This window comes from Streptococcus sp. GMD3S (assembly GCF_000298695.2).
GTDB lineage: Bacteria > Bacillota > Bacilli > Lactobacillales > Streptococcaceae > Streptococcus.
In genome coordinates this window covers 1-13879 of record NZ_AJRC02000013.1, presented here as the reverse complement: position 1 = coordinate 13879, position 13879 = coordinate 1, and the positions used below count along the sequence as shown (strand labels likewise).

11 protein-coding genes and 4 tRNA genes are annotated in these 13879 nt (G+C 39.2%); 2 read left to right on the top strand and 13 right to left on the bottom strand.

The genetic code is table 11. The annotated features are described in order from the left end of the window. Window positions 1-386: 386 nt before the first annotated feature. From GMD3S_RS0207015 to GMD3S_RS0206975, 9 genes are all read right to left on the bottom strand, one after another. Entirely contained in the window at window positions 387-1907 is a 1521-nt protein-coding gene (locus GMD3S_RS0207015; RefSeq protein WP_000183016.1) for an ABC transporter permease/substrate-binding protein, read from the bottom strand. After that, window positions 1900-2628, bottom strand: a complete 729-nt coding sequence (locus tag GMD3S_RS0207010) for an ATP-binding cassette domain-containing protein (protein WP_000575225.1) — start codon at window positions 2626-2628, stop codon at window positions 1900-1902. Before GMD3S_RS0207010 ends, GMD3S_RS0207015 begins: the two co-directional genes overlap by 8 nt. 72 nt (window positions 2629-2700) lie before the next feature. After that, a complete protein-coding gene (locus tag GMD3S_RS0207005) occupies window positions 2701-3144 on the bottom strand; it encodes a MarR family winged helix-turn-helix transcriptional regulator (protein WP_000872571.1) in 444 nt (147 codons plus the stop codon). A gap of 144 nt (window positions 3145-3288) precedes the next feature. Beyond that, window positions 3289-4482 carry an O-antigen ligase family protein gene (locus GMD3S_RS0207000; protein ID WP_008289123.1) on the bottom strand — a complete coding sequence of 398 codons (1194 nt, stop codon included), beginning with the start codon at window positions 4480-4482 and terminating at the stop codon, window positions 3289-3291. 132 nt (window positions 4483-4614) lie between these two features. Next, entirely contained in the window at window positions 4615-6057 is a 1443-nt protein-coding gene (gene gtfA, locus GMD3S_RS0206995) for a sucrose phosphorylase (RefSeq protein ID WP_000155214.1), read from the bottom strand. Between the two features lie 291 nt (window positions 6058-6348). After that, the gene (locus tag GMD3S_RS0206990) at window positions 6349-7182 is read right to left on the bottom strand and encodes a carbohydrate ABC transporter permease (RefSeq protein WP_000711267.1); all 834 of its coding nucleotides are present in this window, start codon (window positions 7180-7182) and stop codon (window positions 6349-6351) included. 16 nt (window positions 7183-7198) lie between these two features. Next, on the bottom strand, window positions 7199-8071 hold the full coding sequence (locus GMD3S_RS0206985; protein WP_001007695.1) for a carbohydrate ABC transporter permease: 873 nt from the start codon (window positions 8069-8071) through the stop codon (window positions 7199-7201). Between the two features lie 18 nt (window positions 8072-8089). Further along, window positions 8090-9340 (bottom strand): extracellular solute-binding protein, encoded by a 1251-nt coding sequence (locus GMD3S_RS0206980; protein ID WP_000872428.1) that lies wholly within the window; start codon window positions 9338-9340, stop codon window positions 8090-8092. Between the two features lie 31 nt (window positions 9341-9371). Next, window positions 9372-11537 carry an alpha-galactosidase gene (locus tag GMD3S_RS0206975; protein WP_000538907.1) on the bottom strand — a complete coding sequence of 722 codons (2166 nt, stop codon included), beginning with the start codon at window positions 11535-11537 and terminating at the stop codon, window positions 9372-9374. Between the two features lie 107 nt (window positions 11538-11644). Between GMD3S_RS0206975 and GMD3S_RS0206970 the strand changes: the two genes are divergently transcribed. Together GMD3S_RS0206970 and birA are read left to right on the top strand one after the other, a co-directional pair. Further along, on the top strand, window positions 11645-12505 hold the full coding sequence (locus GMD3S_RS0206970) for an AraC family transcriptional regulator (protein WP_000959982.1): 861 nt from the start codon (window positions 11645-11647) through the stop codon (window positions 12503-12505). After that, entirely contained in the window at window positions 12502-13437 is a 936-nt protein-coding gene (birA, locus tag GMD3S_RS0206965) for a bifunctional biotin--[acetyl-CoA-carboxylase] ligase/biotin operon repressor BirA (RefSeq protein ID WP_000835303.1), read from the top strand. Before GMD3S_RS0206970 ends, birA begins: the two co-directional genes overlap by 4 nt. Window positions 13438-13513: 76 nt before the next feature. Here birA and GMD3S_RS0206960 read toward each other — a convergent pair. The 4 genes from GMD3S_RS0206960 to GMD3S_RS0206945 form a co-directional block, all read right to left on the bottom strand. Then, window positions 13514-13601, bottom strand: a tRNA-Ser gene (locus GMD3S_RS0206960). A 6-nt stretch (window positions 13602-13607) separates the two neighbouring features. Further along, window positions 13608-13681 (bottom strand) — tRNA-Ile (locus GMD3S_RS0206955). Between the two features lie 33 nt (window positions 13682-13714). Then, window positions 13715-13785: transfer RNA gene (locus GMD3S_RS0206950), tRNA-Gly, on the bottom strand. A gap of 16 nt (window positions 13786-13801) precedes the next feature. After that, window positions 13802-13874, bottom strand: a tRNA-Phe gene (locus GMD3S_RS0206945). Window positions 13875-13879: the final 5 nt, after the last annotated feature.

Genomic DNA, 13879 nt, shown 5'->3' with positions numbered 1-13879 from the left:
CTACTGAACTGTCTATACACAAGATTTCCATCCTTAGTCGACATGAGTTGGAAATCCTTATTTGTTAAGTAGTTCACAACACATTATACACCTATTCTCTGAATAGTCAAGTGTATTTACAGTAAAATATTGGAAAATCCTGAAAATTTCCTCTTATACTCTTCGAAAATCAAATTCAAACCACGTCAGCGTCACCTTACCGTACTCAAGTACAGTCTGCGGCTAGCTTCCTAGTTTGCTCTTTGATTTTCATTGAGTATTATTTTCCATTTTGAAAGACATTCAGTAACTCTAATATCAAAAAAGCCCAGACGACATTGTCTGAGCATTCTTTTATCTAGTTGTTTAAGGGAGTTGAGTTCAGTATGTTTAAAGTCTCTGCCCCATCATTTCTTCAACAAGCCTTGTTCTTGTAGAAATTCTTTGGCTACTTGTTCTGCTGACTTGCCTTCAACACCGACTTGGTAGTTGAGCTGGCTCATCTGGCTTTCCGTGATTTTACCTGCTAGTTTATTGAGAACTGGCTCCAACTCAGGATGTTTCTTGAGAAGAGCTTCTTTCATGAGTGGGGCCCCTTGATAAGGTGGGAAGAGTTGCTTGTCATCTTCCAAGATCTGCAAATCATAACGCGCCAATTCTGCATCTGTCGAATAGGCATCTGTGATTTGAATATCGCCTGACTGAATTGCCTGATAGCGAAGAGCTGGCTCCATGGTCGCTACGTTGAGATTGAGACCATACATTGATTGCAAGCCCTTATTTCCATCCTCACGATCATTAAACTCGAGAGTAAAACCGGCCTTCAGCTGCCCTTCCACTTTTTTCAAGTCCGAAATGGTCTTCAAGCCATGTTCTTGAGCAATTTTTTTCGGAACAGCTACAGCGTAGGTATTTTGATAAGACATAGGTTTTAGATAGGCCAGATGATCCTGTTTGGCAATGCCATCACGCGCCACCTGATAAACCTGATCTGGCTCATGACCTACCTTGGGTGATGGCTGAAGCAAACTTTCAGTCACCGTACCAGTAAATTCAGGATAGATATCAATATCCCCTTTTTTCAGAGCTTCATAGAGGAAACTTGTTTTCCCAAAATTCGGTTTAACAGTCGCAGTCATACTGGTATTTTCTTCAATCAGCAGCTTATACATATTGGCCAAAATTTCTGGTTCTGGACCCAATTTCCCAGCAATCACCAAGTTTTCTTTCTCTTTTTGAGCCAAGAGGGCTGGACTATAAGACAGACCAAGCAATATGGTCACCAAGGCAAAACCAGAGAAAATCTTCCGCAATTTTGCTTTTTCCATCACTTTTAGCAGGAAGTTAAAGGCAATAGCCAGCACTGCAGAAGAAAGGGCCCCAATCAAAATCAGACTGGTATTATTGCGGTCAATTCCCAAAAGGATAAAGGAACCCAGTCCCCCTGCACCAATCAAGGCAGCCAAGGTCGCCGTACCAATGATCAAGACCGCTGCCGTCCGAATCCCAGACATAATGACAGGCATGGCAAGTGGAATTTCAAACTTCTTGAAACGCTCCCATCTAGTCATCCCAAAGGCAATCCCAGCCTCTTGTAGACTTGGATCAATTCCCTTTAGCCCAGTGATGGTATTTTGCAAAATTGGGAAAATCGCATAAATCACTAGTGCTGTCAAAGCAGGCAAGGTCCCAATTCCCATCAAGGGAATAAAGAGTCCCAACAAGGCCAGAGACGGGATAGTCTGGAAAATTCCTGCAATCTGCAAGACCCAGTCCGCCATCTTTTCATGATAACGAAGATAAACAGCCAAAGGAATCGCGATAAAAATAGCTAGTAACAAGGTTAAAAGTGACAACTGCAAATGTTGAGATAGAGCTGTTACCCAATCACCAAAACGATCCTGAAAAGTTGATATCAAATTAGTCATGAACACTACCTCCAAACAAGTCTGCTACAAAGTCCGTTGCAGGAGCTTTTAAAATGGTCTCAGGGTTCGCCACCTGACGAATCTCTCCGTCCTGCAAGACAGCAATACGGTCACCTAATTTCAAAGCTTCATCCGTATCATGGGTCACAAAAATCGTTGTCATCCCAAACTCTTTATGCAATTCTTTCGTCAAAACCTGCAACTGTTTTCTCGAAATGGCATCCAAGGCTGAAAAAGGTTCATCCATAAGCAAAATCTTAGGCTGACCAATCATAGCACGAACAATACCAACCCGTTGCTGTTCTCCGCCAGATAGTTCACTAGGAAGTCGATGTCCATACTCAGCCACTGGTAAACCAACTTTAGCCAAAAGCTCTTCTGTTTTCTGAGCAATTTCTTCCTTGCTCCAGCCCTTCATCTCAGGAATGAGGGCAATATTTTCCGCAACCGTTAGATTGGGAAAAAGAGCAATGGCCTGTAAAACATAACCAGTAGAAAGACGAAGTTCCCGCTCATCATAGTCTTTGATGCGCTTGCCATCCATATAAATATTTCCATCAGTTGGTTCCAAAAGACGGTTAATCATCTTGATCATGGTTGTCTTACCAGATCCAGATGGACCAACTAAAACCATGAACTCCCCATTCTCAATCCGTAAATTGACATCTCTCAAAACATCTTTTTCTGTGTAGCGTAGCGCTACATTTTTGTATTCAATCATTCTTTGTCCTCAATTTAAAATTTTCCTCGGTTTGTCAAGTTACCAAACTTTTAATAACTAATTTACCCCATTCTAAACCTCATTTTCCTGCTCTTTCAGATTAGCCAAAATTCTTTCTTGAAAACCTTCAAACTGACGAATTTCTTCCTCTGAAAATCCTTTGTAACAGATAGTATCCAATCTCTGACTGACACGTTGCCCAACTTCTTTCTGGGACTTGCCCAACTCTGTTAAAACTAAATACTTCTTACGCTTATCTTCTCCACACGGACTGACAGTTATAAGATTTTGCTCCTCTAACTTTTTTATCATAGTCGTCAACGTATTATTAGCAAGCCCAGTCGCAAGCGCAATATCTGTCGCAGTTGCACAGCCCGTCTTACTATTCCATAAAACCGCTAAAATCTTTCCCTGCTCACTCCGATAAAGAGAGTCAGGGTCTTGTCTCAGTAACTTTTGAAAAAGCCGCCCATTCAACAAACGAATATGATGGGCTACCAAATGACAATATTTCATGAAACCTCCAATTTATTTCTATATCGATACGAATAAAAAACATTATAATACTTATTATTCCAATTGTCAACTATTTCGATTTAGAACTAATTTTTCTCAGTAAAAAATCTCCTACTCAAGGTAGAAGATTTCAATCTTATAAACTTAATCCGTCATGTCTGATACCAAGGTTCGACGCTCCAATGGAATACTGCACATAACTAACAAGAAAATGAAACCTGACTGAATCCAGAAAAGGGCCAAGTCAAAGATTCCATGCACAGCAACCACTGTAAGGAAAGATAGATAAAGACCGATAATTGGACGTTTCCCCGACTCCTGACTCATATCCATCATCAAACGAACAGGAGCAACAGAAGACAAAGCTAATAAAATGGTTCCCACAATTCCGTAACTCAGAATCGTATCAATATAAAGGCTGTGAGCATGTTCATGATAAGGAGCATTTATCCGAGGATAAGAGTGCATATAGGTCAATGGCCCCTCCCCCCAAAAAGGATTTTGCTTAAACAAGGCCATCCCAGCATCCCAGATAGAAATGCGTTCTTCCATAGAGGAATCTAAAGTCCCCATCCGAACTCCCAAATCACTAGAAAAAAGGAAACTCAAGCCAATCGCAAAGACCCCGATACTAAGCCAAAAGGCCTTCCAGTTTTTAATGGTTGTAAAGAGATAAATGATGGCTCCAGCGATAATAGCAGGAAAGGCAGTTCGATTTTGAGTAAAGTTCAATCCAAAGAGATTAACAAAGCCTGCAATCACACAGAATACCTTCAACCAATTCAACTTGGTCGTTGTAAAGAGATAGAAGGCAATCATGATACAGAAACAACAAATAATTCCATAGTAATTAGGATTAAAAAAGGTCACTTCTGCCCGATTCTGATGCCATACCTGCATATTGGGCGAAAGAAAGGCATAGTTAAATTTCTTTACAATTTGGAAATGCTCCAAAGTAGCAAAAGCCGCAGAGAGCACACTACCAAACAAGATTGTCTGCAGTATCAGTCGAAAGAAAGCATGTGTCAGACGTTTCTGGTAGAAACTAAAGAAAATGAGGAAGAGAAACATCAGTAAAGATGCAACCAATCCAAGCCAGTTCTTAGCGACGATAGAGATGATACTACTGTAGGCAATAAAAAAGAGAAGTACAGGATGTTTGGCTAATCCTTTGATAATTCCCTTCATCTCCCCAGTAACAAGTAAACCTATCAAATATAAAGCAAAGAGGGCTAAGAACAAATAAAAAGGTAAAAAGATACTTATGATCATCAAATACAAAAAGAAATCTTTTTTCGAAAGCCCTCTTATCTTATCCAGTAATCCAATTGATTTCAAAACGGATCCTTTCTGTTCTGGATTTCTCCAGAAGATAAATGCTAAACTATCTTTATATTCTACCATTTTTTCCGTCATTTGGGAACAATGAACACGTTTTCACAACAAAAAAACTCTTTCATTAATATAGCACTAGAACTGAATTTTTCTGCCGTTTTCCACTACTTGATAGGTCTGACTTTGTAAATCAATTTCTGCTACTGCTGTTACGGACTTGTCTTTATTTTGACGTTTGATTACAATGCTGTGAGCTGTTGGTGTTTCCACCTCTATAGTTCCTTCTAGATCAAAGGCCTCTGACCGATTACGGAAAGAAAATAGATTGAGAAGGGCCTTCACCACAGGACGTTGAACTTCTTCTGCTATTTCCTCATTGCTATAGTAATGACGATTAATATTTCGACCTTCTTTGGTTTCTTCTAACAATTTCAAGTCATTTTTTCCTGCTAATAGACCCACATAGTAAACCTGAGGAATGCCTGGAGCAAAAGCTTGAATCAGACGAGCTAGGAAATACTTGACATCATCATCTCCAAGCGCAGAATAGTAGGTTGAATTGATTTGGTAGATATCTAAATTGTTATACTCGGCACTAGAGTACTTCCGTTTGACATTCGCTCCAACCTTATAGAGCTCATTTGAAGCATAGTCAATTTCCTCATCGGTCAGGATATCTTTGACATCCACCACTCCAATTCCATCATGGGTATCTAGTGTCGTAAATTGCTTCATCGGGCTCATCTTCAACCACTTGGCCAAGCGCTCTGTTCTGGAACTGTAAAGAGTATAAAGAGTCACCATTGAAAGGGCAAAATCGTAAACATAGTAATCATGGTCCGCTATTTTAAACTGAATCGAATAGTGTTCATGAATCTCAGGTAAGAGCTCTGTCCCATACTCAGCAGCGATATCTCGAACTTTGTCCAATAAATCCCAAATATCTGGTTCCACAAAGAAATCATTGGTATCCAATTTCTTCACTGCATAAGCAAAGGCATCTAGACGAATCAAGTCACACCCGTTACTTGCTAGATGTTGAATCGTCTTACGGATGAATCTCATCGTTACTTCTTTGGTCACATCAAGATCAATCTGCTCCTCACCAAAGGTATTCCACAAATGTTCTACTGAACCATCTGCAAATACAATCTCTTGCTTTGGTGCACGATCCTTACGCTTGTAGATTAAATCTACGTCAGACTGTGTCGGACGGTTCTCTGGCCAAAACTTATCCCAGTTTAAAAAGAGATCTTTAAATTCACTGGCTTCATGTTTTTCTTGATAGTCCCTATAATACTTAGATTGACGAGAAATATGATTAATCATAAAGTCAAACATAAGATAATATTTCTCACCTAAACGCTTAACGTCCTCCCAATCACCAAAAGCTGAATCCACTTCATCATAGTCAACTGGCGCAAATCCACGATCACCTGTTGATGGGAAAAATGGTAGAAGGTGAACTCCCCCAATAGCATCGCCAAAATGTTCTTCCAAATTCTCATATAAGTCTTTAAGGTTATTTCCAAGACTATCTGAATAAGTAATCAACATAGTTTTATTTTGAATGGTCATAGATGTTCTCCTTTTTCTGATGAAAGCCAAGTCTTATATGACCTGGCTTCGTAAATGAAAGATATTTTTAGATTTTTGTTCGCTTCGAACTCGGACTAATATAGACTGCAAGCAACTAAATACGACTTTCTGTTTTCTACATAGAATTGCCAATAAGATGAACCGTTCCTTTGTATCTTAATTGAACACGCCCTAAGCTCTGTGTGAAAAAGATGAATCTTCCAAGAAGCCAAGGCTTCTTATTCAGATTCCCTATTTTCACTGTGAGCTTTTAACGGGCTTTGTATCTTGTTACTTCACTGCCCCGTTGCTCATTCCTGAAATGATATGTTTTTGGAAGATGAGGTAGACAATGGTTATCGTTACAATTCCCACAATATAAGATGCAAAGCTTGGGCCATAGTCATTGAAGTACTGACCTTGATAGTTGTATTGGAAGAGAGGCAAAGTCCACATCTTGGAATCCTTATTCAGAATCAAAAGTGGCAACATAAAGTCATTCCAGAACCAGAGGGCATTGATAATCAAAGTTGTCGCATGCATGGGCTTCAACATTGGAAAAATGATTCGACGATAAGTTGTAAAACGATCAGCCCCATCAATTTCTGCAGCTTCATCTAAACTATCTGGTATACTGATTTTAATATAACCAACATACAAGAAGAGAGTCTGTGGAATAGCATAAGTTAAGTAGAGTATTACTAGCCCCCACATATTCGCTAGACCGAGTTTACTCATCATAACTGTGATGGGAATCATAATCACCTGAAATGGAACAAATATCCCTAAGATCAAGAGCGAATACATAATTGCAAAGGCTTTTTTCTTGGACATATTTCGAGCAATGGAATAAGCTGCAGCTGGTATAAAGAAAGCCACTACAATCAATGATAACACCGTAATAACTGCTGAATTCCAGAAATAGCCTCCAATTCCATCCGAAATCAATCGTTCATAATTACTCAACGTAAAAGGATTGGGCAAACTAAAGAAATGATTCATGATATCCTTAGTTGTCTTGAAAGAACTAAATACTGTTACCAACAAAGGAACAAGTATAAGAATACCACCGACTATCAAGAGGACGTATTTCCAAAACTGATTCAATTTTTCTTCTTTTTTCATGTGTAGGACTCCTCTATTAGATTTCAAATTTCTTTGATAGCTTGATTTGGATCAGAGAAACAATTCCAATAATTAAGAATAAAATCAAGGCAATTGCATTCGCATATCCATATTGATTACTCTTGAAAGCATAGTTGTAGACTAAAAGTCCAAGAGACGTTGTAGCATTATTTGGACCACCACTCGTCAACGCAAAAATTTGGTCAAAGGCTGTCAAACCAGACTTAAGAGCCAAGATAAAAACCATTGAGATCGTTGGCAGTAAATAGGGCAATTCAATCTTCCAAAAAGTTTGTTTACTGGTTGCACCATCAATTGATGCTGCCTCTAAAATATCAGTTGGAATACTCTGAAGACCAGCAAGAAAGAGAATGATTGGCATAGCTACTCCTTGCCATAGAAGAACAAAAATAGTTGCCACTACCGCTCCGACAGGTGTCCCTAATAGACTCTCTTGTAAAAAACTAATTCCTAAAATTTTTCCAATCGTTGGAAGCCCATAGTTGAAGAATTGTTTAAAAATCAAGGAAACTGTCAAACCAGATAAAACAGCCGGGAAAAAGAACCAAGCTCTAAAGAAGGTCCGCCCCTTCATCTTAGAATTTAAGGCTCGTGCCACAACCATCCCAATCGTAATCTCTCCAATAATCAATGCCAGAGTTAAAATCAAAGTAAAGGATATGGCTGTGAAGAATTTCCCATCAATCATCAGTAATTTGTAGTTATTTAAACCAACAAATTTATAATTATAGGTCAATCCAGTCCAGTTAGTCAAACTATAGAAAGCACCTTGTACCATTGGAAAGTAAAAGAAGATAGCTTGTAAAGCAAGCGGGATGAGCAAAAATGTCCAACCCCAGTATTTATTTAAAAATTTTCGAATAGCCATATCATCTTAACTCCTATTCTAGTCCAAATCTGCCTTCATTGGATTAAAGAAAGCATTGAGATTGTTTGCCATATTTTTCAGATTTTTATCCATCAGGTAACCTGCACTTAGATTAAAAAAGTCTTCTTCAGAGTTCCAGCGTTGGCCCAACCAAACATAATGTTTGTCCGTAAAAGCCAGTTTAGAAATAGCTGCAAGCGCTGAATCTTCTTTTTCCTGTATACCTTTCACCGCAACTGGTGATCCATCTATATCATAGTATGACTGCATAGCTTTTGGACTAGTCATATAGCTGATAAATTCTTCGGTTTCCTTAGGGTGTTTGGTAGTAGCTGAAGTTGATAATGCCATATCCCCTGCACCAACAGTGACTTCTTTTCCTACTTCTTCTCCAGGAAAGGCAAACATCCCCACCTCAAATTTTGGATCCTGTTGATTAATTGCGGCTAATGCCCATGATCCTTGTGGCATCATCAAGGCTTTTTCACTCGAAAATGCTACCACCGCATCATTATAAGAGGCACCACGCCAACCATCTTGAGCATTATCTGCTAATAAATCGAGTCGTTCTGCATCTGCTTTTAAAATAGCATCATCTGCAGAGATTGCGTTTGGTTTTGAAAAGCGAAGGTAGTTATTAGCCGCGTCTCCACTACCTGTAAGAGTAATGAGAGAAAGTTGGTGGTAACCATTTAGTGTCCAGCCTTCATTGCCTGCAACTGCAAACGGAGAATGCCCACTATCTTTTATCTTTTTAACAATCTCTTGAAACTCTTTAAAAGTCTTCGGTTCCTCAAGTCCTAATTCTTTAAACTTTGTTTTATTGTAATAAATTCCATAAAGGTTAGCCGTTAAAGGCACACTATAAACCTTGTTATTGATTGCATACTTTTCGGCATAGTCATTCTTGATGTTCTCAAGATAGGATTTTCCTGTCATATCTGCAAAATAACCTGCTTTTGCCCACTCCTGAAAATCCATATTTTGAGGATAGATATTAATAATATCTGGAACATCTCCTGATAAAATCCGAGTCTTCAGAACAATTCCAGCTGCGGGTACTGTAGTCAGCTTCACATCAATATTAGGGTGTTCCTTTTCAAAATCATCCACTATCCTTTGCAAGGTATCTGCCATCTCGGTCTTCTGGTTAAAAAACTCAATCGTTACCTTACCATCAGCTGGTTGATTGCTCTGACCACAAGCCACTAGACCTAGTAAACTTACCCCAGCTACTAAAAGAAAACCTGCTTTCTTATACCATTTCATTGGAATGCCTCCTTAATAAATTTATACGCTTTTAGTATAGTCTTTTGAATTTATACTGTCTACTCAAAAAATCTCCTGGCGATAAGGTAACAGTTAAACCTGCATACATGAGCTCTGCACCCGAGTAAACAATGTTTGTCCCTTCCAGCTCATAAAGCCCTTCCACCTCTAAGTCTTTCAGTTTCAAGGTGGTTTCCATTGTTTCCACAACTGATAGGACTCGGACGTAGGTTACAATCGTTTGATTTCCATAGTTAAATTGTACAGCTACTTCATTGGATGCAGCATCGGGATTAATTAACCTATACTGATTTCCCAACTGGACTACTGGTCGCAATTCTTTATACAAGTTCACCTGATTAGCGATCTCAGCTTTCTCCTCATCTGATAAACTTGTCAAATCAAGCTCATAACCCAGATTTCCCATCATGGCTACATGGCCACGTGTTTCTAACGGTGTCTTTCGTCCCATCTGGTGATTCGGTACTGCTGACACATGAGCCCCCATAGAAATGGTTGGATAGAGATAGGATGAACCGTATTGAATTGGTAAACGTGCAATGGCATCTGTATTATCACTAGCCCAGACTTGTGGGAAATAGCGCATCATACCAAGATCATTTCGTCCACCACCACCAGAGCAGGACTCAAAGAGAATATGGCTGTGCTTCTCTGTCAGATAAGAAACGAGTTCATAAAGTCCCAGCATGTACTGATGAGATTGCATCTGTGTCTCTAGATAAGTTAAGCCATTTCCTAGGTTAGTGATATTGCGGTTCATGTCCCATTTGATGTAGTCAATCTCATGATAAGATAGGAGTTCATCTAAGACATTTTTCAAGTATTCTACTACCTGAGGATTGGCAAGATTAAGTACTAATTGATTTCTAGAATAGGTATGCTCATAGCCAGGAACCTGAATGGCCCAGTCAGGATGTTTGCGATACAAATCGCTATCAACAGAAATCATCTCAGGTTCTAACCAAAGGCCAAACTGCAAACCTCTGTCATGGATAGCTGAAATCAAACTTTCTAGGCTTCCACCCAGTTTTTCCTCATTAACAACCCAATCACCTAAAGCACGATTATCATCAAAGCGATTTCCAAACCACCCATCATCTAATACAAAAAGTTCTATTCCAACTTTCTTAGCTTCATCAGCTAATTCTAACAGTTTTTCTCTCTGAAAGTCAAAGTAAGTAGCTTCCCAGTTATTGATAAGAATTGGGCGTTCTTTTTTAGAAAATTTACTTGGCATAATGTGCTTAAGTACAAAATTCTGACTTTCATGACTGATACCGGTTAATCCCTTATCTGAATAGGTCACTAAAGCTACCGGTGTTTCAAAGTTTTCCTCAGGATCTAACTTCCAAGAAAAGTTTTCTGGATTAATGCCAATAGCCACCCGAACTTCATTCAGTTGATTTTTTTGGACAAAAGCTTCGAAGTTTCCACTGTACAGTAGTTGCAAAGCAAACACATTCCCAGCATCCTCTGTGGCTCCTTGATCACATAGTAGAAGAGCTGGTGTTTGAGCATGCCCAGAAGCTCCACGGTTCGAACTAATCGAAAAGATTCCTTGTTCTACCTGTTGACGTCGAACAGTCTTTTCACGAGCATAAGCTCCCTGTAAAGTCACTATTTCGTAAGCTGCAGCAGGAAAATCAGCCATGAGAGAAAAGTCCTTATGAATGACAACTTCCTGATTGCTATTATTCTCCAATTTGCTGTAACTAGCAATTGTCGCATCATTATCAAAAGCAGTATAATACAAAGTCAGACTAAGTTGAGCCTTAGAATCTTCTAAAATCAAGGCAAGAGTCTCTGTATCATCCATGCTGTGTGGAGAAGGTAAACCCTGTGGACCATTCTGACCTTTTAAAATCTTTGCTTCTACAAATCGAAAGTCTGTTACTTCAGTTGCATCATGTTGAACCTGTAAAGTTGGTTTTCTAAAGTCACCCAAACCATGTTGTCCAAAAATCTGACGTTGCGTATCCAAACTAAAGGTTCGATTAGTAGCTATGGGATTACCAGAAAAAGCATGATCGCGTTCGTAAACACTATTAGCCCCTCTATAGTTCTTAATAGTCTTTCCTAAATGTTTTAATAATAAGAATCCATCCCTATTTTCAATAATCAAACTTAAACCTTTACTCTCAACGTAAAATAGATTATTCTCTATTCGAACTCCCATAAATTGTACCTCATCTATTTCTTGATAAAATTTTAGCACATAAAAGCGCTTTCTAAAATAGAGAAATGTATACAAAGTATGGTAAAATGTTAGGTAGGAGGTGGCCCATGCTCGTTTTTTCAGAATACCAGACTGGAACAATTGATCTTTCTCTTAGCTTCTACGGTTATGAAGAATGCACGCCTAATTACTCTTTTGGTCCAGCTATTCGAGATACCTATGTACTACATTACATTACTAAAGGAAAAGGTCAATTCCATTATAAGGGGAAAATTGTTGATTTAAAGGCAGGAGATTTCTTTTTACTAAAACCAGATGAATTAACATTCTATCAAGCAGATAGCCAGGATCCTTGGGCTTACTACTGGTTGGGGATCACTGGAGGGAGGGCACCTGACTACTTTGCTCTATCTCAAATTTCTGACCAATCCTACCTCATCCAGTCAAATAACTGTCATACACAAACAACTGCAAAACTCATCTCAGATATTGTCTGCTTTGCTCAGATTACAAAATCTAATGAATTGGCTCAACTCCACATCATGGGACAACTCCATGAACTAATGTTTCATCTAGGAACGATTGCTCCCAATCAGAAAAAAGAGAATATTTCATCAACTCACCAGCTCTATCTTGACTGCAAACAATTAATTGATAGTCACTATCCACGATCGCTCACCATTCAAGATTTAGCAAAAGAGCTATCGGTTCATAGAAGTTACTTAACTAGTGTGTTTAAAGAATTTCACCAACTCTCTCCAAAAGAGTATTTACTTTTCGTTCGAATGAACCGTGCTCAACAGTTACTAGAACACACAAATGAAACGATCAAAGTCATTGCATATTCTGTAGGTTTTTCAGACCCACTACATTTCTCAAAAGCCTACAAACAGTTTTTTCATAAAACACCTAGTCAAACTCGAAATGAATACTCTCACTCCCTCTTAGCTAGAAAGGAAAATCAATGAAATCACACCAACTAGTTTACCAAATATTAGCTAGAGAAAACGATTATGTCAGCGGAGAAAAAATCGGAGAAGAACTGAATTTAAGCCGTACATCCATATGGAAAGCGATCCAACGTCTTCAACAAGAAGGCCTAGAAATTGACAGTATCAAAAATAGAGGATACAAGCTTATTCAAGGCGATCTGATATTGCCTGATTTGATTCAGGAGAAAACCAACTTAACCATTCGCTACAAACCTGAGACAAAATCAACACAAACAGATGCAAAAGAAGGGATTGAGGCTGGAAACCAAGGAAACACACTCTATCTTTCAACCTGTCAAACAGCAGGTCGTGGCCGCTTTCAGCGCCCCTACTATTCTCCATCTCAGGGTGGGATCTATATGTCCCTGCATATTCAACCCAATCTTCCCTATGAAAAACTCCCTTCCTATACTCTCCTTGTAGCTGCTGCAACCTACAAAGCCATTAAAAATCTAACTATGATAGAAGTAGATATCAAATGGGTAAATGACATCTACTTAAAAAATAAAAAGATAGCAGGTATCCTCACCGAAGCAATGACATCAGTTGAAACAGGCTTGGTTACAGATGTCATTATCGGACTTGGTATAAATTTTTCTATAGCAGACTTCCCAGAAGACCTAAAAGAAAAAGCAGGTAGCCTATTTATGCCACCTGCACCAATTAGTCGTAATGAGCTCATCAGCGAAATATGGAATTGTTTCTACAATACGGATCCAGATGAGCTACTTTATATCTATAAAGAAAGATCATTAGTTCTTGGAAAAGAAGTTACCTTCCAGCTAGATGGAAAACTTAAAAAAGGACTTGCAAAAGAAATCTCAGAATCTGGTCAACTACAAGTCGAACTTGCAAACAAACGTACTATCTGGCTAAATAGCGGAGAAATATCACTAACAAATTGGTAATAAACAAATCCCCCTTTTAACGATCTAGAAGGGGGATTTACATACAAAAAAAGAGCCTAGAAGCTCCCTTTACGTACGGAGAATGGGGGATTCGAACCCCCGCGCCGGTTACCCGACCTAACGATTTAGCAAACCGTCCTCTTCAGCCTCTTGAGTAATTCTCCTATTAATGGGCACGAGTGGACTCGAACCACCGACCTCACGCTTATCAGGCGTGCGCTCTAACCACCTGAGCTACGCGCCCAAGTTCAAAAACTTGGTATGAACTTTCGTTCAAAGCGGGTGACGAGAATCGAACTCGCGACAACAGCTTGGAAGGCTGTAGTTTTACCACTAAACTACACCCGCTTAATAAAACAAAATATGGCGCGAGACGGAATCGAACCGCCGACACATGGAGCTTCAATCCATTGCTCTACCAACTGAGCTACCGAGCCAAATT

Excerpts from the sequence above, each read along its gene's own strand:
- GMD3S_RS0206990 (WP_000711267.1), bottom strand. The coding sequence starts at position 7,182 with ATGAAAAAAGAAGAAAAATTGAATCAGTTTTGGAAATACGTCCTCTTG.
- GMD3S_RS0207005 (WP_000872571.1), bottom strand. The coding sequence starts at position 3,144 with ATGAAATATTGTCATTTGGTAGCCCATCATATTCGTTTGTTGAATGGG.
- GMD3S_RS0206970 (WP_000959982.1), top strand. The coding sequence starts at position 11,645 with ATGCTCGTTTTTTCAGAATACCAGACTGGAACAATTGATCTTTCTCTT.
- gtfA (WP_000155214.1), bottom strand. The coding sequence starts at position 6,057 with ATGACCATTCAAAATAAAACTATGTTGATTACTTATTCAGATAGTCTT.
- GMD3S_RS0207015 (WP_000183016.1), bottom strand. The coding sequence starts at position 1,907 with ATGACTAATTTGATATCAACTTTTCAGGATCGTTTTGGTGATTGGGTA.
- birA (WP_000835303.1), top strand. The coding sequence starts at position 12,502 with ATGAAATCACACCAACTAGTTTACCAAATATTAGCTAGAGAAAACGAT.
- GMD3S_RS0206975 (WP_000538907.1), bottom strand. The coding sequence starts at position 11,537 with ATGGGAGTTCGAATAGAGAATAATCTATTTTACGTTGAGAGTAAAGGT.
- GMD3S_RS0206980 (WP_000872428.1), bottom strand. The coding sequence starts at position 9,340 with ATGAAATGGTATAAGAAAGCAGGTTTTCTTTTAGTAGCTGGGGTAAGT.
- GMD3S_RS0207010 (WP_000575225.1), bottom strand. The coding sequence starts at position 2,628 with ATGATTGAATACAAAAATGTAGCGCTACGCTACACAGAAAAAGATGTT.
- GMD3S_RS0206985 (WP_001007695.1), bottom strand. The coding sequence starts at position 8,071 with ATGGCTATTCGAAAATTTTTAAATAAATACTGGGGTTGGACATTTTTG.